The organism is Clostridioides sp. GD02404, from assembly GCF_045898275.1.
GTDB classification, from domain to species: domain Bacteria; phylum Bacillota; class Clostridia; order Peptostreptococcales; family Peptostreptococcaceae; genus Clostridioides; species Clostridioides difficile_A.
Genome location: NZ_JBJOCA010000015.1, coordinates 12,176 through 32,950, shown reverse-complemented (window position 1 = coordinate 32,950; position 20,775 = coordinate 12,176). Strand labels below are relative to the sequence as shown.

Genomic DNA, 20,775 nt, shown 5'->3' with positions numbered 1-20,775 from the left:
CCCAGTTACCTTGCCCTTTCTTTCATTTATTTTTAACCATTATATCAACATTAATTACAAATGTCTATATAAATTTAATTATTTAAAATTACACAAGTTATTATTTACTATTCTTCAACTTTTTATTATTTACTATTCTTCAACTTTAAAATCCTTATTATTTAAAATTCTATTTAATACAATTCCAACAATTGCAGCTAAGCTAAGACCTGTTATCTTTACTGTACTTGTTATTGGTATCCCTATGGATATACCTTTATTAGACAGGTATGTTGTTCCAAGACCTATTAGTAATATAACTGCTATTATTAACAAATTGATTTTACTTTCTACACAAGAACTATCTCTTATAGTTTTTAATCCCACATAAGTTATCATTGAAAATAGCATTATACTAATTCCACCCATAACTGAACTTGGTATACTTTGAAGAAATCCTCCAAACTTACCTACACAGGCAAGTAATATAGCAAAGACTGCTGTACGTCTAAGTATTGAAGGGTCATAGTTTTTAGTTATAGCAAGTACAGCTGTATTTTCTCCATAAGTTGTATTAGCTGGTCCACCTAAACAACCTGCAACTATAGTTGCAAATCCATCTCCAAGTAAAGTTCTGTTTAGACCTGGATTTTCTATAAAGTTTTTACCAACTACAGCTCCATTAGTAGTCATATCTCCTATATGTTCCATAAATACAGCTAATACAACTGGAGATATAATTACAATTGCCCCCAAGCTAAACTTAGGTATTGTAAAATTAGGTATTGCAAATAAACTTGCTTCTGTAATTGTAGTTACATCTACTAAATTTAATATTAAACATATTATATAGCCAGAAAAAACAGCTATTAATATTCCTAATTGCTTTATAAATCCTCTACCAAATTTATTAGTTAAAATTGCTATTGCTAAAGTTATAAATGCTATTACAAAATTTGCTGAAGCCATACTAAAAGCTGTTGGCAATAAATTTAATCCTATAACTACTATCATAGCTCCTGTAACTTGTGCTGGAAAATACAATTTAATTTTATTTACTCCAACTACTTTTACTATAATTGACATTATAATATAAATTAATCCTGCTACTATTATACCACCTTGAGCATATGCTAAGTCTCCACCATATGCCTCCTTAGCAGCCAGTATAACTGGTATAAATGCAAAACTTGAACCTAAAAAGGCAGGTACTTTTCCTTCTGTACAAAAATGAAATATCAATGTACCAACACCAGCACAGAAAATCGCAACTGACGGATTGAAGCCTGTCAAAATGGGAACTAATACCGTCGCTCCAAACATGGCTAATAGATGTTGTAAAGACATTATCGTTTTTTTCATAAAAACCTCCAAAATTATTATATATAAATAAATCCTCTGTTTAATTAATATCTTTTAATTAATTATCATTCCCTAGATTCTATTTTTTAATCTCTATATACTTATCATAGAACTTATCTTTTTTTACATTTTACGACATTAAAAGCTCAAATAAAGGAGAATAAAGACTACATTAAGACACACATACATAAAATTATAATATTTATTTTGTGCAATCTATGTAAGCTTTATCCTCCTCCCTGACTATTCAATGCTAAGCTTTTATACAATATGTTAAAATTATTATTCTTTGATTGTAACTGAATCTTCTCCATCAATTTCTAGTAAACTAACAGATATAATTTCATGTCTAGAAGTAGGTACATTTTTTCCTACATAATCTGCTCTTATAGGCAACTCTCTATGTCCTCTATCCACTAATACTGCCAATTGTATTGACTTAGGTCTTCCTATATCAATAATAGCATCCAGCGCTGCTCTCACAGTTCTTCCTGTATACAAAACATCATCAACTAGAACCACTGTCTTATCATTTACATTAAAGTCTAAATACGTTCCCTTAACTACAGGTTCCACATCAATTTTTTCCAAATCATCTCTATACAAGGTTATATCAATATCTCCTGTATCCACTTTTGTGCCTTCTATTTGCTCTATTCTTTTAGAAATTCTATTTGCAATTGGTACACCTCTGGTTTTTATTCCAACTAAAACTAGATTTTCTACACCTTTATTTCTTTCAATTATTTCATGACTTATCCTAGTAATTGCTCTTACTATTGCTTTTTCATCCATTAATTGAGCTTTTTCTACCATATCATAATTATTGTCAAATATATAATATATCTTTTTGACAAGTCTACTCCTTTCTCTTAATTTTTATAATTTTATTCTTACTTAAAATTTCAATTTAAACAACAAAAAACTCCTCATCACAAGACAAGAAGCTCTTATATAAAAATATACAGTCTAATTTAGCAATTGTCTTACGATATCTCTGTATCGTTTAAAGATAATTTTTATAATCCATTAACTCAAATTATATATTTATATTTCAAATTTTTCAAGCTTTTTTAAGCAAAATACTTTAATATAAAATATTTTAGTTAAATTTCACTAAATTTATCACTTATACAAAAACAAATAAATGATTTATAGTACCACGCAAACTCTTATTTAATTTTTCTAATAACTTCCTTGAAATACTCGGGTAATTCTGAATTAAATTCAATATACTCCTTTGTAGTAGGATGTATAAATCCTAACTTCTTGGCATGTAAAGTTTGTCCTTTTAATTTAAATTTATTTTCTTTTGGACCATATACACTATCACCTAAAAGCGGGTGATTTATAGATAAAGCATGAACTCTTATTTGATGAGTTCTACCAGTTTCAAGTCTAGCCCTCATATGAGTAAATTTATCAAATCTTTCTACTACTTCAAAATGCGTAGTTGCATTTCTACCATCTTTTACTATAGCCATTTTTAGCCTATCTTTAGGGTTTCTTCCTATAGGCTTGTCTACAGTTATTTTATCTTCTTTAACCACACCATAACATATAAATTCATACTCTCTAGTTATAGTATGTTCCTTTAATTGTTCTGCTAAAAAATTATGTGCATAATTATTCTTAGCTATCATAAGAAGACCAGAAGTATCTTTGTCTATCCTATGAACTATACCTGGTCTAATAACACCATTTATTGATGATAATTTATCTTTACAATGGTATAAAATCCCATTTACCAATGTATTTTCATAATTTCCAGGAGCCGGATGAACAACCATGTCTTGAGGTTTGTTTATTATCAAAACATCATCATCTTCATATACAATATCTATTGGAATATCTTGAGCTACAACTTCTAAAACTTTAGGTTCTGGTATCTCTATAACAATATTATCGTCTTCTTTAACTAGATACTTAGCCTTTTCTACCTTATCATTAACCTTTACTTTACCATCTTTTATAATTTTTTGTATATAACTTCGTGACATATCACCTAGTTGCTCTGCTAGATAAACATCAAGTCTAATCTCTTCTTCCTCTTCAAGTACCAAAAACTCTTTTACTTCATCCATTAAATCACCTACTTTTACTTTCAAAAAATAAAACATATATACATAAAAATACAGTTCCTACAACTACAAATACATCTGCTATATTAAATACATATTCCCATATAATCCTAAAGTCGAAATAATCTACTACAAAACCCAGTCTAACTCTATCAACTAGATTTCCTAATGCTCCTGATATTATTAATATAATACCCAGCTTACCAAATATATGTACTTTTCTTGTATTAAGATAATATAATCCAAACACTGTTGCAAGTAATGCAACTATTATAAATATCCATTGGTTATTTTGTAGTAATCCAAATGCTGCACCTCTATTTTCTACATAAGTTAAATGAAATACATTATTTATTATTGGTATTGTTGATACATCTACCAAATTATTCAATACCCATATTTTAGACAGTTGGTCTAATCCTATAAGTAGAATTATTATTAATACATATAGCAATTATTTTTCCCCCTATAAATTATTTAAAAATCAATTTTATTTGAAACACGCTATTACTATTATACAAAAAAAATACTCCAAAGAGCAACTATCTTAAAATATTAATGATGCTTGTAAATTTGCAATACAAACATCATTAATATTTTAATAAATATTTTTTATTTTTGTACTTGTTCATTTTTATCTAAGTGAGCTATAAGTTCTGATATTGTTACAAATTTATATCCTTTTTCTTTTAATTTAGGTATTACTACTTCTAAGGCTTGTATAGTTTGTGACTTATCATTCCTTTTATTATTATAATCATGTAAAAGTATTATATTACCATTTTGAACTTTTGTAAGAATAGTATTTATAATACTTCCTACCCCAGGATTAGACCAATCTCTAGGGTCTAAGTTTGACCATAGAATTATGTTCATACGCTTAGAAACTATAATATCGCAAACACTCTTACTCATGGCTCTATATGGAGGTCTAAATATTTTGGGTTCTACTCCAATTACATTTTTTACAGCATTTTGTGTGTCTGTTATTTCTTTTTCTACCTTACCATAACTATTTTTTGCGACATTTATATGTGTAAACGTATGATTCCCTATCTCGTGTCCCTCATCATACTGTCTTTTTAATAATTCTTTATTATATTCTACCTTTTCTCCAACCACAAAAAAAGTTGCCTTCACATCATTTTTCTTTAGTATATCAAGTACTTGTGGTGTAAAGACCTCATCTGGACCATCATCAAAGGTCAAAGCTATAACCTTTTCATCATCATTTCCTTTTTTTATTATCACATCTTCATAATCACTAATTTTACTATCACTCAAACTATAAGTTTCTTTTAAGTTATCTTGATTATGATTATATGTATACACACCTACTAGTGATAATAAACATATACATATACCCCATATTACCTTTTTCATGTCATTACCTCTTTTCCAATTCACTTGAATAATATGTGATGTCAGTTTTTAGTCTTTCAATAATTCATTTTTATTTAAATCAGTCAAATCAGTCAAGTATTCAGAATAAAAATTAGTATTTTCAACTTCAGGATTTTCACTTGCATCTCCTAATAAATCATCATTCTTATTAGCACAACTATTACATAAATTTGTATCTGGTAATATATCCAATCTTTCTAAATCTATTTTTTTATGACATAAGTCACAAATCCCATACGTTCCATCTTCTATTTTAGATAAGGCTAAATCTATTTGATACATTCTTCCTTCTTCATGATTTATTAAGCTATTTTGCATATTTTGCATATATACATCTGTTCCCATATCTCCTATATGATTATCATAACTAGATAGCTCTCCTGATGAATACTTTTCGCTTGTATGTTTAGTCGTATCTCCAAATAAAGTATTGTCTTTCATATCTACTACTAAATTAGTTAATTTTTCTTTTTCCTTTAATAATCTATCTTTATATTTTTTAGTATCCATTTTCAACACCTCTATTTTCATATTTATATCATAAAAATAGTATGTGGAAAACTAAATTAAACATACAGTAAAAAATAAGATTTGATAAAAAAATTGTAGGTAAATTTTAAATTTACCTACAATTTTTTGAACATAATTTAAATATAAATTTTTAATTTTTTATAATAAACATTTCTCTAACTTGCCAATTTATGACTATTTTGTTCTTTGATATCTTTAGCCTTTTTAAAGAATAAAAGTCCCAGGATTATTGCAACAACAATACCTATTCCATTAGATATATTAACTGGCAATCTAAAACCTTCTTTTGCCTGCATTATGTAACTAAATGTAACTACAGTCATAAAAAGTGCTGGTAATGTAGTTATATAATGATTTTTATTTGCTTTAACCAAATATGCAGAACCAGTCCACAACATTATCATAGCCAGTGTCTGATTTGCCCAAGAGAAATATCTCCAAATTATATTAAAATCTATAAATGTAAGAGCAACACCAACTGCAAACAATGGTAAAGCTATTAAAAATCTATTTTTAACTGCATCTTGATTATAATTCATTGCATCTGCTATTGTTAATCTAGCACTTCTAAATGCTGTATCTCCAGAAGTTATAGGACATGCTACAACTCCAAGTATAGCCAAAGCCCCTCCAATAGGACCCATCAATCCAACAGACACTGTATTTACAACTGTTGCTGCTCCACCATCATTAAATATTACATTAAGTTGAGGTATACCATGGAAATATGACATGGCTGCTGCTGCCCAAACTAAAGCTATTATACCTTCTGCAACCATTGAACCATAAAATACAGGTCTTGCTTCACTCTCTTTTTCAACACATCTTGCCATTAGTGGTGATTGTGTTGCATGGAAACCTGATATTGCTCCACATGCTATTGTTATAAATAAGTATGGAAATAAAGGTGTTCCATTTGGATTCATATTTTGTAAATTTATATTTGGTATGTTATATCCCTTTATTATTAATCCTCCTGCTACACCTACTGCCATAATTAACAAAGCAGCTCCAAATACAGGATATATTTTACCAATTAATTTGTCTATTGGTAAAACAGTAGCCATAATATAATAAAGAATTATCACCCCAACCCATATTTGCGTATTTATACCTGTCAATGTTTTTAATAATCCTGCTGGACCTGTTACAAACACAACTCCAACCAGTACTAAAAGAATAACACTAAATATTCTCATTGCTATTTTTGCACCATTACCTAAATAAAGACCTACCAGCTCTGATGCAGATGTACCTTTATTTTTCATTGATAAATATCCAGAAGCAAAATCATGTACTCCACCTGCAAAGATTGTTCCAAATACAATCCATAAAAATGCTGATGGTCCAAATAATGCTCCTTGTATAGCACCAAATATAGGTCCTAATCCTGCGATATTTAAAAATTGAATTAAAAAGATTCTCTTCCATTTCATTGGAACATAATCTACTCCATCTCTACAAGCTATAGCTGGAGTTTGATTTTTATCATTGATTCCAAAAACCTTTTCTACAAATGTACCATAGATAAAATACCCTGCTATAAGTACTACTATTGAACCTAAAAAACTTACCATAAATTCATCCCCTTAGTTTTTTGTATAATTGCTTTATAAATTTTTATAAGTTTAAGAAAACTATTTCCAGTTCAAATAGTAATACTTTTTTATGCTAATATAAATGTTAATTACATTAAGTGCATATTTAAGTACATGAAATGACTTTATATATGCATCAATAACCTAAATTCTTTTACTTTGCTTCTACTTACAGTTACCTCATAATCACTATTTTTTAATTTTAATATGTATGTATTATTAAACCATGGTATAATTTCTTTTACTTTGCTTAAATTTACGATATAAGACCTATGTGTTCTAAAAAAAGCTTTATCATTTACCATAGTTTCTACTTCTGAAATTCCTTCTTTTAATATAAACTTTTCTTTCTCTGTATATATGAATGTCTGCCTTTCATTGGCTTCACAATAATATATATCATCAATATCTATTACAACCAGTTTGTCACCTTTCCAAAGACTAATTTTATGTGTTATTTCTTCTATATTTTGATTTATTATGTCTTTCCTGTCATTGGATAAATTATTATTATCATTAGATAGTTCAGAACTATTCATTTCACTTTTTTCTAACTTATTCAGCATAGAAATTATTCGCTCTTCAGAATATGGCTTAAGCACATAATCAAATACACCCAAAGAAAAAGCATCAACTGCATAATTTTCATACGCTGTTATAAAAATAATTTTAGGTCTCGATTTAAATTGATTCAATGTCTTTGCAAGCAATATACCATCAAGATGAGGTATATTTATATCCAAGAAAATTACATCTATTTTATTTTCCTGAATAAAATCTAACACCTCTATACCATTAGTAAATTCACTCACTACCTCAATGCTACTTTTATTTTCAATAAAATATCTCAATTCCTTTCTTGCTGGAAACTCATCTTCCACTATTATAGCTCTCATCCTACTACTCCTTTACATAAAATACTATCAAAGTCCCATTGTCAGTTCTTCTCATATTAAGCCCATTTCCATACATTAATTTGAGTCTTAAATGCACATTATAAAGCCCAATCTTATTTTCAGGCATATTATCTTGATATACATTATTTATGATTTCCTCACTTATACCTATACCATCATCTTCAATTGATATTCTTACAGTATTTTCTAATGAATATTGTAATTTTTTTATAGATATTTTTACTGTACCAGCTCTACCACTTTCTAAAATCCCATGTATTATTGCATTTTCCACCAATGGTTGTATAATCAAACTTGGAATCTTTATATTTACATCATCTATATCATAAGATACAGTTAATAATTCTCCAAATCTAGCCTTTTCTATCTCTACAAAAGATTTGACCTGCTCAACTTCTTTATTTATATCTATTAAATTATCACTATATTCCAGATTATATCTTAAATAAGTTGATAAATTTATTATTAGTTCTCTGGCTTTATCTGGACTGAATCTTATAAATGAAGCTATTGTGTTTAAGGAATTAAATAAAAAATGAGGATTAATCTGTCTTTGAAGTGCCTTTATTTCTGCTTTATTTCTTGCTTCTATATCCTTTTTATCTTTTTCAATCCCCTCAACTATGGATATAACAAATCCTATTCCAATCTGTCCAACAATTAAAGGCAAATATATTCCACCAATTATTTGAATCGCTAAAGAATGTGGATGCGATATTAAATATATAAGTAGTATAGTAAAACTTTCAGAAACCATACCTACCAGTATGCCATATATTACTCTATGTTGTTTTGGTATCCTCTTGTATAGAAATCCAGACAATACACCTGCTAGGATACTTGATAAAAGACATGGGACAGATGTTATACCTCCAATATCCATAAAGTATCTATGAATACCAGAAAGAACCCCTGCTGTAATACCTACCATTGGTCCAAATAAAACACCTCCTGATACTATAGATATTATTCTGGTATTTACTATTGAACCCATATAATTTATACCATTGTAAGTACCAAATATAGCCAAAAAGGTAAAAACTAATGCTATACATACCAAATCATTAAAACTGTATTCTTCTTTTTGAAATATTTGCTTAAACGTTTTTGACTTTGTTATCAGAAGAAATAATACAACAATAAGACTTGTTTTTTCTATTAATGCTATTAAAATTGATGTTTTCATATTTTCCCTCTTAAAAAGTAACTATTCATACACTTTAAATTTATTATTTTTACTGTAAGTTAAATACATAAAAATAAATTCCATAGTTATTGTATCATATCATCTATATAGAAACATAAATCTGTTTAATTATATAAATTTAAAAAATGTTTTTTTGATATATTATTGACAATTTTTATTATAAGAGTTAAAATTAACTCATAAATTACATATTGGGTATAAAGTACATATTTAAAGTTAGTTCAGAAGGCTATGGTTTTCTGATTTTTTTATGCTCAGTAGTGATATGCAAAAAAGACAAAGTTAACGTTAGTTAACTTTTACCTTTATTCTACTTTCCCCAAAGTAAGAATAATCTAACCCCTTTGAGATGAGCAGAAGCTCATCTTTTTTTATGTATATTTCTATATATGTAAAATTAAGTTTATCAACATTTACATATAAATAGGGGCTAATCTCTGTTTGATATGCCCCCATTTTATATTTATCTTAATTTTTTATAACAACTTTAATAGTTGGATGAGATATCTAAAACAACTTTAGAGTATAACATGGCAGAGATTGGTATAATATCCTCATTATAATCAAAGTTTCTATTATGATGTTTTTCAGTTAATTCAGCATCAAGTAGAAGATATGTCGCTTTTCCACCATGCTTATGAACATCATTCATCATAAATGTAAAATCTTCTCCTGCACCCAAATCAGCATAATCAACTATCTCTCTAATCCCATCAATACATTTACCTGATTTTGCTACAAACTCTACAAAATCTTTATCACAATAAGAATCAGCAGATTTTCCTTTAAAATTTAGACTATATTTACACTTATACATTAATGCAGAAGATTCACATACTCTAATTGCACTTTCAAGCATATATTCATTAATTTCATTTGTAATACCTCTTGTTTCAGCTTTCAAAATAGCATTATCAGGGATAACATTACGCCCTGTACCTGCTTGCAACACTCCAATATTAATACGACTTGCACCTTTTCCAGTTCTAGGTATAGCAAGCATATTTAGTGTTGCTGTTGCTGCTGCAGCAAGGGCATTATGACCAACCTCTGGACAATTACCTGCATGAGCTGATTTTCCCTCAAAACAGACATCAAATTTACTACTAACAAGATATCCATAACTACCAGCTGCTATTGCTCCTAAATTACCTGTTACATTTGCAATATGACCACCAAATATGTAATCAACCTCATGTAGAATTCCTTTTTCTACTAAAGAAATTGCACCTCTTCCACCTTCTTCAGCAGGTTGAAATATAAGCATAACTTTTCCTTTAATCTTGTCTTTGTATTTTGATAAAATCTTTGCTGTCCCAAATCCAATAGCAGTATGTGCATCATGACCACAGGCATGCATACATCCATGATGCTCTGAATTGAAACCTTCCTTTACAGGAACATGTCCAGGTTCGTCACTTTCTATCAAATCATTACAATCAATATCAAAACGAATTGCAACAGTAGGACCAGCTTGTTCTCCTTCAATAATACCAACTACTCCTGTAAATCCTCCAGCAATTTTATTGATTAAATCTTCTCTTCCAGTTTCTTTGATAGCACGTTTAATACACTCTTCTTGAATATCTATATCAGGCTTTCCAAGCATATGTTCAGGTGAATGAATTTCAGTTCCATACATATAAGGAATTTTTAATTCTTCAAACATTTCAATTATTTTTACAGTAGTACGATACTCAGTCCATGCTGATTCTGGATATTTATGTAAGTCTCTGCGAACCTTAATAAGCTCTTTCTTAAATTCTACTTCATCAATTCTTTCAAAATTATAATACATAATACACACTCCCTTTATAAATATTATTCATTCCAAATATTAAAAAACCTTATTCACTACAAATTCTGCTCATTCATGTTTTTTTCAGCTTGTTCACGTGTATTAATTGTAGCTGCAAGAAATATACATAATATAAGTATAACTATAATCATTCCGAAAACTGCTATATAAGACCCTTTAAGAAGAGTAATTGAAAGACCCATTATTAATGGTGCAATAATTCCAGCAACAGATGACCCAAAAGCTATAAATCCAGTTGCTGTACCAACTAAATCCTTTCGAACATATTTTAACACTAATGTATAAAATGCTGGGCTCAGACAACATACTCCCAAATTAGCAATCGTTTGATATATAAATCCTAAAACAATACTTCCAGTATTATACATTAAGAAAACAGAAATGCACATTATGATTAGAGAAGCAATAATAGCTATTTTCTCACGTCCAACAAAATATTTGTCAATAATCCATCCTGATATATTTACAAAAACAAATGATGCAAGTGCTGGTATCATTGAATAAGTAGCCATAGTTTTAATATCTAAATGTTTGACATTCACCCAGTATTGTGGCAACCAAGAGTTTAATCCCCACATTAAAAATCCTACGCCAAATTGAATAATTGGTGTCTTCCACACAATAGGATTTTTAAAAGCTTCTTTAAGAGGAACTTTTTTTGATTTTGTTTTTTGTGTACTCTTACCTGTATTTTTTTCATTTTTATTTAATAAATACAAAGACAAAGCAATTATTAAGTCAGCTATGGCAAAAATGAAAAATGCTTTTCTCCATCCATAAGAAAATGCCAAATACGCTATAATTAAACCCGCAAAAGCAGTCCCTAACTGACCTGCTGATATAAGAAAAGACTTTGCTCTTCCAAATTGCTCTTTTTTAAAATTCTCTGCTATTGTAACTGAACTTGCTGGTGGAAATATTCCTTCTGCACATCCATACATAAACCTTATCACCATAAGAGAAACAAATGACCATGACATACCTGTAAGTGTAGAAAATATAGCCCATATAGATACTATTACTATAATCAATTTTTTAGATTCATATTTATCAGCAAAGTATCCTCCAAAAAGGGACATAATGGCCATACCAAAAGAAAATGAACTAATTAAAAAACCCACTTGTGTTGGATTTAGACCATACTCTTTACTTATTGGTATTGCAGCAACATTAATTGCCATCTTATCACAATACCCTACAAACCAAGCAATAAATAGTATACCTAAAATAATATATTTTTTATTATTATCTACCTTTTCCATAAAACTTGCCACCCCTTTATACGTTTTTTAATAACTTTTATAAACACTAATCTTTTTTATAACTTTTTATATTTCATTTAAAACTTGTTTTATGATTTTCACAGCTTGCTTTACATTTTCAGTAGTAATTCCTTTATAAAATACTAATCTAATCTCTCCAGATGGCAATACTGTGACCTTCAAACCATTCTGTAATAATTTATTACAAAACTCCTCTTGAGCTACTCTAGATTTGCCTATATTTATAATGACAATATTACTTTGAACATTATGGTCTATATTTATATCCTTAATATCTTTTAAATTATCGGCTAAATATTTTGCATTTTTATGGTCAATAGCTAATCTTTCTACATTATGCTTTAGAGCATAGATTCCAGTAGCAGCTATTATGCCAGCTTGTCTCATATTACCACCTAATAGCTTTCTAAGTTTTCTAGCTTCACCTATGAAATCTTTACTCCCAGATAAAATTGAACCTATAGGTCCACCTAAACCTTTAGAAATACAAAACATAACTGAATCCACATTCTTACAAATATCTTTTACATCAACTCCTGTTGCAATAGATGCATTAAATAGTCTAGCTCCATCCATATGAATAGGAATATTATGTTTTATAGATACTTTTCTTAATTCTTTTAAATCTTCCAAAGGTATACATTTACCACCTGCAAAATTGTGTGTATTTTCAATACTTATCAATTTGATATTATTTGTTTTAATTAGTCTAATGATATCACTTTTATCAGGAATACCATCTTCTGCTAATTTAAATTTAATTGGCAACAACTGTCCAAAACGTGAATCAAAAACCACTTTTTCGCTAAGTAAAATATGTTGTTTTTCATCTACAAGTACCTTATCTCCAGGCTTACAATATGTAAGGATTGCTGTAGTATTTGCCAATGTTCCTGAAGGAAAAAATGCAGCAGATTCTTTTCCAGTTAATTGTGCTGCAAAATCTTCTAATTCATTAACTGTTTTATCTTCTCCTCTACCATACTCATCTTCTCTACCCGCATCTCCAGTTTGTGCTAAAAGAATCATTTTTAACATTTCTTCTGATGGTTGTGTAAGTGTATCACTTCTTAAATCAATCATATTATATTTCTCCTATCTAAATGTAATTAAGTCTTTCAACAGTATAATAAGCAACAAGTATGCCAAATAATTTTTTAAAAAATCGTTTTCTTGCTCATCAATGCTATTCCAGCTCTTTGAAATAGATTCAAATGGGTATTCTATGTTTAATATTTATTATAGTTATAAATCAATAATGTTTATTTATATAATCTTATAAAACATTTTGTTGAATAATTAAACAAACATATATATAATGATTGTTAATAGATACACTTTAAAGACTTGATTTAGACATATTATTACGATTTGAAGGTGATTAAATTGAAAATAACTAATTCAGAAACAAACAATTTAGAAAAAGATTTGGTGATTTTATCTCCTTATGAGGGATTTGAATCCCAATTATCTGAGATACTTAATGAAATGAATTTATATCCAACTGTAATTGAGGGATACAATATAAATGATTATTTAATAAGTAAATTAAACAATCTTTTTACAGAGTATTCATATCCTGAAGTAATAATTAGTAGAGGTGGTGTGGCAAGTCACATAAGTAAAATATTTAAAAATACAGTTATAATTAGAATGGAGCCTGATTACTTTGATATTATAAATGCGGTTAATTCTGCAAAGATATATGGTGATAATATAGGTATTATAATGCATTCAAAAACAATAGAATTGATAACAGACAAAGTTGACATAATTAAAAATATCCTTAATCTACATAAACTTAAAATATATGCTTTTGAAACTATAGATGACATTCATAACCAAGTAATTTGTGGAAAATCCGATGGTATGGATGCAATGGTGGGCGGAGGAATAGCCGCATTAGAAAGTGGTACATCAAATAAAATGCCTGTAGTATTTGTTAAATCAAGTAAAACTTCTGTAATTGAAGCTATAAAACAAGCTCTCTCTATAATTAAAGTAAGAAAAAAAGAAAGAAAACAATTAGAAAGTCTAAAATTAATTGTAAACTATATATCAGAAGGTGTCATGGCAATTAATGGTGATAAAGTGGTACTGATTAACTCAACATTAGAAGATATCTTAGGTATTAAAAATGTTCAGGTGTTTAATAAAAAAATTGTTGACATAAACAACACAATAGCTGATTTTTTAAATAAAGAAGGTAAGGACAAAGAAATAATCAAAATTGATAAGTCAAATTTTCTGATAGAAAAATCCAATCTTAATGAAAGTGGTTTTGCAGAAAAGATATTACGTTTCCATAACGTTGAAAAAATTCAAGAGCAAGAACAGAAAATTAGGTCAAAATTGAATGCTAAAGGATTTGTAGCAAAGTATAATTTTGATGATATAATAGGAAAAAGTAATGCTATTAAAAATGTTATTAATTCTGCACGCATCTATGCTTCAACAGATGCAAGCATTCTAATATCTGGAAATAGTGGTACTGGAAAAGAATTATTAGCACAAAGTATACATAATGAAAGTAACAGAAAAAATGGACCTTTTGTACCTATAAATTGTGGAGCAATTCCTGAAAATCTTCTTGAAAGTGAATTTTTTGGTTATGAAGAAGGAGCATTCTCAGGTGCAAAAAAAAATGGAAAAAAAGGCTTATTTGAACTAGCTCATACAGGAACAATTTTTTTAGATGAAATTAATTCTCTACCAATTTCTCTCCAGAGTAAATTGTTAAGGGTAATACAAGAAAAAGAATTTAATAGAATAGGTTCAGATTCTATAATTTCAGTTGATGTTAGAATAATAGCAGCTACAAATCAAGATATGAATAAATTAACTCGCAATAATAAATTCAGAACTGACTTGTATTATCGTTTAAATATATTAAATTTGAACTTACCTACTCTCTCTGATAGAAAGGGAGATATTGAGATTTTATCCATTCATTTTTTAAATTACTATTCAAAAAAATACAAAGTAAACATTCCATATTTAGAAAAACATGAGTTGGATATATTAACAAATTATAATTGGCCAGGTAATGTTAGAGAATTAGAGAATACTATTCATAGATTTGTACTTCTTTATGGCAAAGAAAATAATAATAATAATTTGATTTATAATTGTTTAGAAAATACAACTGATGTTATGGAAAATAATGTTGTAGAAGACAAAAAAGAAAGTAAGGAGATTATTAAGATACACAGAGATACCCTTGAAGTAATGGAAAGAGAAATTATTTTATCTTATTTAAATGAATGTAAATGGAATAAACAAATAGTGGCTGATAAGCTTGGGATATGCAGAAGTACTTTATGGAGAAAATTAAAAGAATCTAAGTAAATCTTCTAATAATTATTAAACTTATTTGATAAGAAAAGGTTGTATGTAAATGTATTTTTATACAAATCTACTTACAACCTTTTCATAAATAAATATTATTTTTAATTTATTATTATAATTTATTTAACTAAAAAGATAAATGTTTATCTATAGTTAACCATTAATATCTTCTTTCTATAAAACCAACTTTTTTATAAACTTTTCTAAGAGTCTTTCTAGCTTGTTTTTCAGCTTTTTCTGCTCCCATACTATATATTTTTTCTAAATAATCTTTATTATTAAGAAGGTCCACATATCTTTCTCTTATAGGTCTTAAACTTTCTGCTACTACTTCAGCCACATCTTCTTTAAATACTCCATAACCTTTACCTTCATACATGTTTACAATCTCTTCCACACTCTTTTTGCTTAAATTAGAGTATATATCAAGTAGATTTTTAATACCAGGTTGCTCATCAGTATATTTTACAACACCTAAAGAATCAGTAACACTTCTCTTTATCTTTCTCTTTATAGTATCTGAATCATCTGCTAATAATATAAAGGCATTTTCATTTGAATCAGATTTACTCATTTTCTTAGTTGGCTCTTGTAAACTCATTACTCTTGCTCCACCTTTTGGATAGTATCCTTCTGGAACCACAAATGTAGGTGAGAATCTATTATTAAATCTATTTGCTAAATCACGAGATAACTCTAAATGTTGTTTTTGGTCATCTCCAACTGGAACCAAATCAGTTTGATATAATAATATGTCAGCAGCCATAAGGACTGGATAAGTAAACAAACCTGCATTTAGATTTGCTTCACTTTTTTGTGATTTATCCTTAAACTGAGTCATTCTGCTTAATTCTCCCATATAAGTCATTGTACTTAATACCCACATAAGTTCAACATGCTCTTTAACATGAGATTGAATAAATATAGTATTTTTTTCTGGGTCTAATCCACAAGCTATATATTGAGCAAGCAATTCTATAGCATTAGCTCTCAAAACTTTAGGGTCTTGAGGTACTGTTATTGCATGTAAATCAACTATACTATAATAGCAATCATAATTATCTTGAAGTTCAGTCCAGTTTTTTATAGCTCCTATATAATTTCCTAAAGTCATTTTTCCTGATGGTTGTGCACCACTAAATATAACTTTTTTTTCACTCATTTTACTTGTACCTCCTTATATTTATATTGATTTTAACATATTTAAAACTATATCCTTAGAATTGTTGGCAGCATCGTGTACAAATACATCATACGTAACATCAGCACTTCCATCTGCCTTATCAGACATTGCTCTTATTATTACGAATGGAGTATTATTTAGATAACATACATGAGCTATAGCTCCACCTTCCATTTCTCCACAATACCCACCAAAATCATTTACTAATTCATCTTTTAATTCTTTAGAATTTATAAATTTATCTCCTGTAACAACTCTTCCTTTCAGTACTTTGTGAGTCTTTACTTCCTCTACAGAAGATTTGTAAGCAGCATCTATAAGTCTTTCATCTGCTTTAAATACAGAAGTCTTCATTCTTGGTATAACTCCCTTAGGGTCTCCAAATGCTGTAGTATCTATATCATATTGTATAGCATCAGTCGATATCACTATGTCATTAACATCAAGATTTTCGTTCAAAGCACCTGCTACACCTGTATTAACAATAGCATCAACTTTAAATTCACTTATTAGTATCTGTGCACAAAGAGCAGAATTAACTTTACCTATACCACATTTTACTAATACTACATTTTTTCCTTCTAATGTTCCTTGATGAAACTCTAAACTAGCTTTTTTTACAGTTTCTTTAATATCCATTAAATTAACTAAAATACTTACTTCTTCATCCATTGCACCTATAATTCCTATTACGTTCATTTTTCCTCCTAAATTTTCTATATTAAAAAATCCGTCCTAAATCAATAGGACGGATATATTTTCCGTGGTACCACCTAAATTTATATATACTCAAAGTTGAATATATATATCTCAATATATGCTGTAACGTGCACACACGATATCAGATACTCTGTAGCCTTAAACTACATTTCACCTTACTCCTTAAAGACCCATTCAATAAACACTTTTTATTAAGTTCTCAGCACCCTTAACTCTCTGTACAAAAGTATATTTATTTACTATTTCTTATCACAGGATTAAATTTATTAATTTCTTTATTTTATAATATTCCTTACACTATAAATTGTCAACTATATATTATAATATCCAAAAGAAATTATTAAAATACATTTTTATTTAGCTGTTTTCTTTTCATATCTATTCCACAACCATATACCAGATAGTATAACTAGAAGACCTCCACCAATCATCTCTATCTCATATATGATATTTTCAGCGAATGTAGGCATAACTGGTGCTGCAGATAATAGTATACCAACTACAGTTACTACTAGAACCATTTTCGCTAAACCTATACAAGTACTTGTTGATTTTGCCATAGTATAAGGTCTAATTTCATCTGGTCTCTCTTTTCTTAATTTAATATAAGAAGCATATAATAACACATATGGGAATAAAGCAGTTAATGCTGTCATAGTTACAAGAACATTATATATAGCATCAACAGAAGGCATTAATGTAGTCACTAATAATATTATAGTAACTATTATTGCTTGAAGTATAACAGCTTTAGAAGGTATTTTATGTTCATTTACTTCTACTAAGCTATCTGGGAATACTCCTTTTTTGACACTACCAAATAACATTTTTATTGGTGATGCTATGTAAAGAACTATTGCTCCTAGTATTGAGAAAGCTATACCAAAAGCTATTAATTGAACCAACCAAGAGCCTATTCCTAAAGATTGACAAACAGCTGCAAGTGCATCCAATACACCTTTAGAAGCAGTAATTTGGTCTGGTGGTATTATCATTGTTATTGCAATTGAACCTAATACATATAATGAAGCTACTATCCCAGCTGATATTAATATAGCTTTAGGGAAGTTCTTTTCAGGCTTATCTATCTCTGTTATAAAGTTAGCTGCAGTTTCTGCTCCTGCTAAACCAAACATTATAGCTGATATAGCGACAAATGCATCCATGTTAAGCTTTGGAGTCATTGAAGCTATTGTATATGTTGAAGCTATATCATGTTTTTTCAATACAAATACTGCTACAAATGAAAATATTATAAGTATAGCACTTGGTATTGTTGAACCTAATGCACCTGTATTAGTAAATATCTTTGTAAAACTTATTCCTTTAGTTGCTATAAGAGATAATGCCCAGAATATTACTAAAGATAATATAAGTACAAACATCTTATTATCTGCAAGTGCTGGATTTCCTATTGTATAAGAAACATTTACTGCTAAAAAAGTTAAGAATGAAGAATACCAAAATATTTTAGCTGTCCAATTTAGCCAAGAAACTAAAAATCCATATTTTTCTCCAAAGGCTTCCTTAACCCAATCATATAAACCTCCATCGCCTTTTTGATATGTAGAAGCTAATTCAGCACAAATTAAAGCTCCTGGTACAAAATATATAAATGAGAATAATAACCACATAGGTATTGCACCTAATCCTAAACCAAAGCTTGATGCTGTAGATTTAGCTATCCATCTGATACCATATAAAGCTGATACATTCATAAATACCAAACTCCACAGGCCTATTTTTTTCTTTTCCATCCTAATTTAAATTCTCCTCTCTATTAATTAGTTAAAAGTTGATTTCAAAATTGATAAAACAGATTCACTGTCATTAAATCAATAGCATTCAGAGTTTTTAAATTATTAAGGTCTTTTATTAAAAAAATCTAAATACTTTGAAATCAAATTTTATTAAAAGTGGTAAATCTCAAAAGCTCTGCCACTTTAATTCTAATCATACTAAATTTTTAAAATTGTTTCAATATTATTTTAATATAAAATTTTATTTGTTATTTTTCATGATGATATAAAAAACTTAAAATCACAAATTTATATCTTTTATTTATTATTTTTATAAATTTTTCACAATAAAAAATAATTTACCTCTATATTTAATGTAAAAGTGATGATTAAATTTAATATAAAAAATATATAACAAAAATTTTTTATATTTCTAAAAGAAAAGTATACTCTTTTTTGTTTAATAATGCTAAAATTGATTTGTATTAAATTTTGATTAGGAGGAAATTATTATGAAGACTCAAAGATTGAATGCTGTACTTGAACAAATGAAAAAAGATGATATTTCTCAAATGTTGGTAAGTGACCCTACTTCGATATTTTATCTAACAGGAGCACTAATCCACCCAGGCGAAAGATTATTAGCATTATACCTAAATTTAAATGGAAATAATAAATTATTTATAAATGAATTATTCCCTGTTACAGAAGATTTAGGTGTTGAAATGATTTGGTTTAATGATACTCAAAATCCAGTAGAAATAATAACTGAACATATAGACAAAAATGCTACTATGGGTGTTGATAAAAACTGGCCAGCTAGATTCTTATTAAGCTTAATGGAATTAGGTGGAGGAAGCAAATTTGTAAATTCATCTTATATAATAGATACTTTAAGAATGTGTAAAGATGAAGAAGAAAAAGAATTAATGAGAATAGCTTCAAGATTAAATGACAAGGGTATGGAGCAACTTAAAGCTACTGTTTCTGGTGAACTTACAGAGAAACAACTTGTTGGTAAATTATCTAAAATATATGAAGATTTAGGTGCTGATGGATTTTCATTTGACCCTATTATAGGATTTGGACCTAATGGAGCTAACCCACATGGTGAACCTGGAAACGCACTTGTAAAACCAGGAGATGCAATAATATTAGACATAGGTTGTATAAAAGACAATTATTGTGCTGATATGACAAGAACTGTATTCTATAAAGAAATACCAGAAAAAGGTAGAGAGATATTTGAAATAGTTCTTGAAGCTAATAAGAGAGCTGAAGCTATTGTAAAACCAGGAGTTAGATTCTGTGATATAGATGCTGCTGCTCGTGATTACATAACTGAAAAAGGATATGGACAATACTTCACTCATAGAACAGGTCACTCTATAGGACTTGAAGTTCATGATAAGGGAGATGTATCTTCTATAAATACAGATACTGTACAACCAGGAATGATATTCTCTATAGAACCAGGTATATATTTACCAGGTGAATTTGGAGTTAGAATAGAAGATTTAGTACTTGTTACTGAAGATGGTTGTGAGATATTAAATAAATATGATAAAGAAATATGTGTAGTTGGTTAATTATAAAATTAACTT

General features: G+C 28.5%; 17 protein-coding genes and 1 other annotated feature. Of the genes, 2 read left to right on the top strand and 15 right to left on the bottom strand.

The genetic code is table 11. From position 1 onward, the window contains the following. Positions 1-132: 132 nt before the first annotated feature. The 12 genes from Q3287_RS10600 to Q3287_RS10545 all read right to left on the bottom strand — a co-directional run bounded on the left by Q3287_RS10600 (position 133) and on the right by Q3287_RS10545 (position 13,264). Positions 133-1,341 (bottom strand): uracil-xanthine permease family protein, encoded by a 1,209-nt coding sequence (locus tag Q3287_RS10600; RefSeq protein WP_054271173.1) that lies wholly within the window; start codon positions 1,339-1,341, stop codon positions 133-135. 282 nt (positions 1,342-1,623) lie between these two features. After that, entirely contained in the window at positions 1,624-2,157 is a 534-nt protein-coding gene (pyrR, locus tag Q3287_RS10595) for a bifunctional pyr operon transcriptional regulator/uracil phosphoribosyltransferase PyrR (protein ID WP_054277257.1), read from the bottom strand. 356 nt (positions 2,158-2,513) lie between these two features. Further along, positions 2,514-3,461 carry an RluA family pseudouridine synthase gene (locus Q3287_RS10590; RefSeq protein WP_054271175.1) on the bottom strand — a complete coding sequence of 316 codons (948 nt, stop codon included), beginning with the start codon at positions 3,459-3,461 and terminating at the stop codon, positions 2,514-2,516. Beyond that, complete coding sequence (gene lspA, locus Q3287_RS10585) at positions 3,430-3,876, bottom strand: signal peptidase II (RefSeq protein ID WP_054271176.1); 447 nt, start codon at positions 3,874-3,876, stop codon at positions 3,430-3,432. The genes Q3287_RS10590 and lspA overlap by 32 nt, the downstream gene beginning before the upstream one ends. Before the next feature lie 158 nt (positions 3,877-4,034). Next, the gene (locus tag Q3287_RS10580) at positions 4,035-4,805 is read right to left on the bottom strand and encodes a polysaccharide deacetylase family protein (protein ID WP_054271177.1); all 771 of its coding nucleotides are present in this window, start codon (positions 4,803-4,805) and stop codon (positions 4,035-4,037) included. Between the two features lie 48 nt (positions 4,806-4,853). Then, positions 4,854-5,336: a TraR/DksA C4-type zinc finger protein gene (locus Q3287_RS10575; protein ID WP_054271178.1), complete on the bottom strand. Its 483-nt coding sequence runs from the start codon at positions 5,334-5,336 to the stop codon at positions 4,854-4,856. Positions 5,337-5,512: 176 nt separating this feature from the next. Beyond that, positions 5,513-6,934 (bottom strand): carbon starvation protein A, encoded by a 1,422-nt coding sequence (locus Q3287_RS10570; RefSeq protein ID WP_054271179.1) that lies wholly within the window; start codon positions 6,932-6,934, stop codon positions 5,513-5,515. A 146-nt stretch (positions 6,935-7,080) separates the two neighbouring features. Next, positions 7,081-7,851: a LytTR family DNA-binding domain-containing protein gene (locus Q3287_RS10565; RefSeq protein ID WP_074178487.1), complete on the bottom strand. Its 771-nt coding sequence runs from the start codon at positions 7,849-7,851 to the stop codon at positions 7,081-7,083. Positions 7,852-7,855: 4 nt separating this feature from the next. Continuing rightward, on the bottom strand, positions 7,856-9,058 hold the full coding sequence (locus tag Q3287_RS10560) for a sensor histidine kinase (protein ID WP_054277260.1): 1,203 nt from the start codon (positions 9,056-9,058) through the stop codon (positions 7,856-7,858). A 508-nt stretch (positions 9,059-9,566) separates the two neighbouring features. Continuing rightward, positions 9,567-10,877: an amidohydrolase gene (locus Q3287_RS10555; protein WP_167639616.1), complete on the bottom strand. Its 1,311-nt coding sequence runs from the start codon at positions 10,875-10,877 to the stop codon at positions 9,567-9,569. Between the two features lie 56 nt (positions 10,878-10,933). Further along, positions 10,934-12,160 carry an MFS transporter gene (locus Q3287_RS10550; RefSeq protein WP_054271183.1) on the bottom strand — a complete coding sequence of 409 codons (1,227 nt, stop codon included), beginning with the start codon at positions 12,158-12,160 and terminating at the stop codon, positions 10,934-10,936. Between the two features lie 66 nt (positions 12,161-12,226). Then, positions 12,227-13,264, bottom strand: a complete 1,038-nt coding sequence (locus tag Q3287_RS10545; protein ID WP_054271184.1) for a low specificity L-threonine aldolase — start codon at positions 13,262-13,264, stop codon at positions 12,227-12,229. Positions 13,265-13,567: 303 nt separating this feature from the next. Here Q3287_RS10545 and Q3287_RS10540 point away from each other — a divergent pair, with 303 nt between their 5' ends. After that, entirely contained in the window at positions 13,568-15,529 is a 1,962-nt protein-coding gene (locus Q3287_RS10540) for a sigma 54-interacting transcriptional regulator (protein WP_407964050.1), read from the top strand. 160 nt (positions 15,530-15,689) lie between these two features. Here Q3287_RS10540 and trpS read toward each other — a convergent pair whose 3' ends face one another. From trpS to Q3287_RS10525, 3 genes are all read right to left on the bottom strand, one after another. After that, positions 15,690-16,691, bottom strand: coding sequence for a tryptophan--tRNA ligase (gene trpS, locus Q3287_RS10535; protein ID WP_054271186.1), 1,002 nt, complete (start codon positions 16,689-16,691; stop codon positions 15,690-15,692). Between the two features lie 21 nt (positions 16,692-16,712). Further along, positions 16,713-17,411: a 5'-methylthioadenosine/adenosylhomocysteine nucleosidase gene (locus Q3287_RS10530; protein WP_054277265.1), complete on the bottom strand. Its 699-nt coding sequence runs from the start codon at positions 17,409-17,411 to the stop codon at positions 16,713-16,715. Positions 17,412-17,453: 42 nt separating this feature from the next. After that, positions 17,454-17,694, bottom strand: a binding site (T-box leader). Positions 17,695-17,785: 91 nt separating this feature from the next. Further along, entirely contained in the window at positions 17,786-19,189 is a 1,404-nt protein-coding gene (locus tag Q3287_RS10525) for an APC family permease (RefSeq protein ID WP_054271188.1), read from the bottom strand. A 494-nt stretch (positions 19,190-19,683) separates the two neighbouring features. Here Q3287_RS10525 and Q3287_RS10520 point away from each other — a divergent pair, with 494 nt between their 5' ends. Further along, positions 19,684-20,760 carry a Xaa-Pro peptidase family protein gene (locus tag Q3287_RS10520; RefSeq protein ID WP_054271189.1) on the top strand — a complete coding sequence of 359 codons (1,077 nt, stop codon included), beginning with the start codon at positions 19,684-19,686 and terminating at the stop codon, positions 20,758-20,760. Positions 20,761-20,775: the final 15 nt, after the last annotated feature.

Bases quoted from the DNA above. Each gene is read 5' to 3' on its own strand.
- Q3287_RS10580 (WP_054271177.1), bottom strand. From the start codon at position 4,805: ATGAAAAAGGTAATATGGGGTATATGTATATGTTTATTATCACTAGTA.
- Q3287_RS10555 (WP_167639616.1), bottom strand. From the start codon at position 10,877: ATGTATTATAATTTTGAAAGAATTGATGAAGTAGAATTTAAGAAAGAG.
- Q3287_RS10565 (WP_074178487.1), bottom strand. From the start codon at position 7,851: ATGAGAGCTATAATAGTGGAAGATGAGTTTCCAGCAAGAAAGGAATTG.
- Q3287_RS10530 (WP_054277265.1), bottom strand. From the start codon at position 17,411: ATGAACGTAATAGGAATTATAGGTGCAATGGATGAAGAAGTAAGTATT.
- Q3287_RS10575 (WP_054271178.1), bottom strand. From the start codon at position 5,336: ATGGATACTAAAAAATATAAAGATAGATTATTAAAGGAAAAAGAAAAA.
- Q3287_RS10600 (WP_054271173.1), bottom strand. From the start codon at position 1,341: ATGAAAAAAACGATAATGTCTTTACAACATCTATTAGCCATGTTTGGA.
- Q3287_RS10520 (WP_054271189.1), top strand. From the start codon at position 19,684: ATGAAGACTCAAAGATTGAATGCTGTACTTGAACAAATGAAAAAAGAT.
- trpS (WP_054271186.1), bottom strand. From the start codon at position 16,691: ATGAGTGAAAAAAAAGTTATATTTAGTGGTGCACAACCATCAGGAAAA.
- Q3287_RS10550 (WP_054271183.1), bottom strand. From the start codon at position 12,160: ATGGAAAAGGTAGATAATAATAAAAAATATATTATTTTAGGTATACTA.
- Q3287_RS10560 (WP_054277260.1), bottom strand. From the start codon at position 9,058: ATGAAAACATCAATTTTAATAGCATTAATAGAAAAAACAAGTCTTATT.
- Q3287_RS10545 (WP_054271184.1), bottom strand. From the start codon at position 13,264: ATGATTGATTTAAGAAGTGATACACTTACACAACCATCAGAAGAAATG.
- pyrR (WP_054277257.1), bottom strand. From the start codon at position 2,157: ATGGTAGAAAAAGCTCAATTAATGGATGAAAAAGCAATAGTAAGAGCA.
- Q3287_RS10590 (WP_054271175.1), bottom strand. From the start codon at position 3,461: ATGTTTTATTTTTTGAAAGTAAAAGTAGGTGATTTAATGGATGAAGTA.
- Q3287_RS10570 (WP_054271179.1), bottom strand. From the start codon at position 6,934: ATGGTAAGTTTTTTAGGTTCAATAGTAGTACTTATAGCAGGGTATTTT.
- Q3287_RS10525 (WP_054271188.1), bottom strand. From the start codon at position 19,189: ATGGAAAAGAAAAAAATAGGCCTGTGGAGTTTGGTATTTATGAATGTA.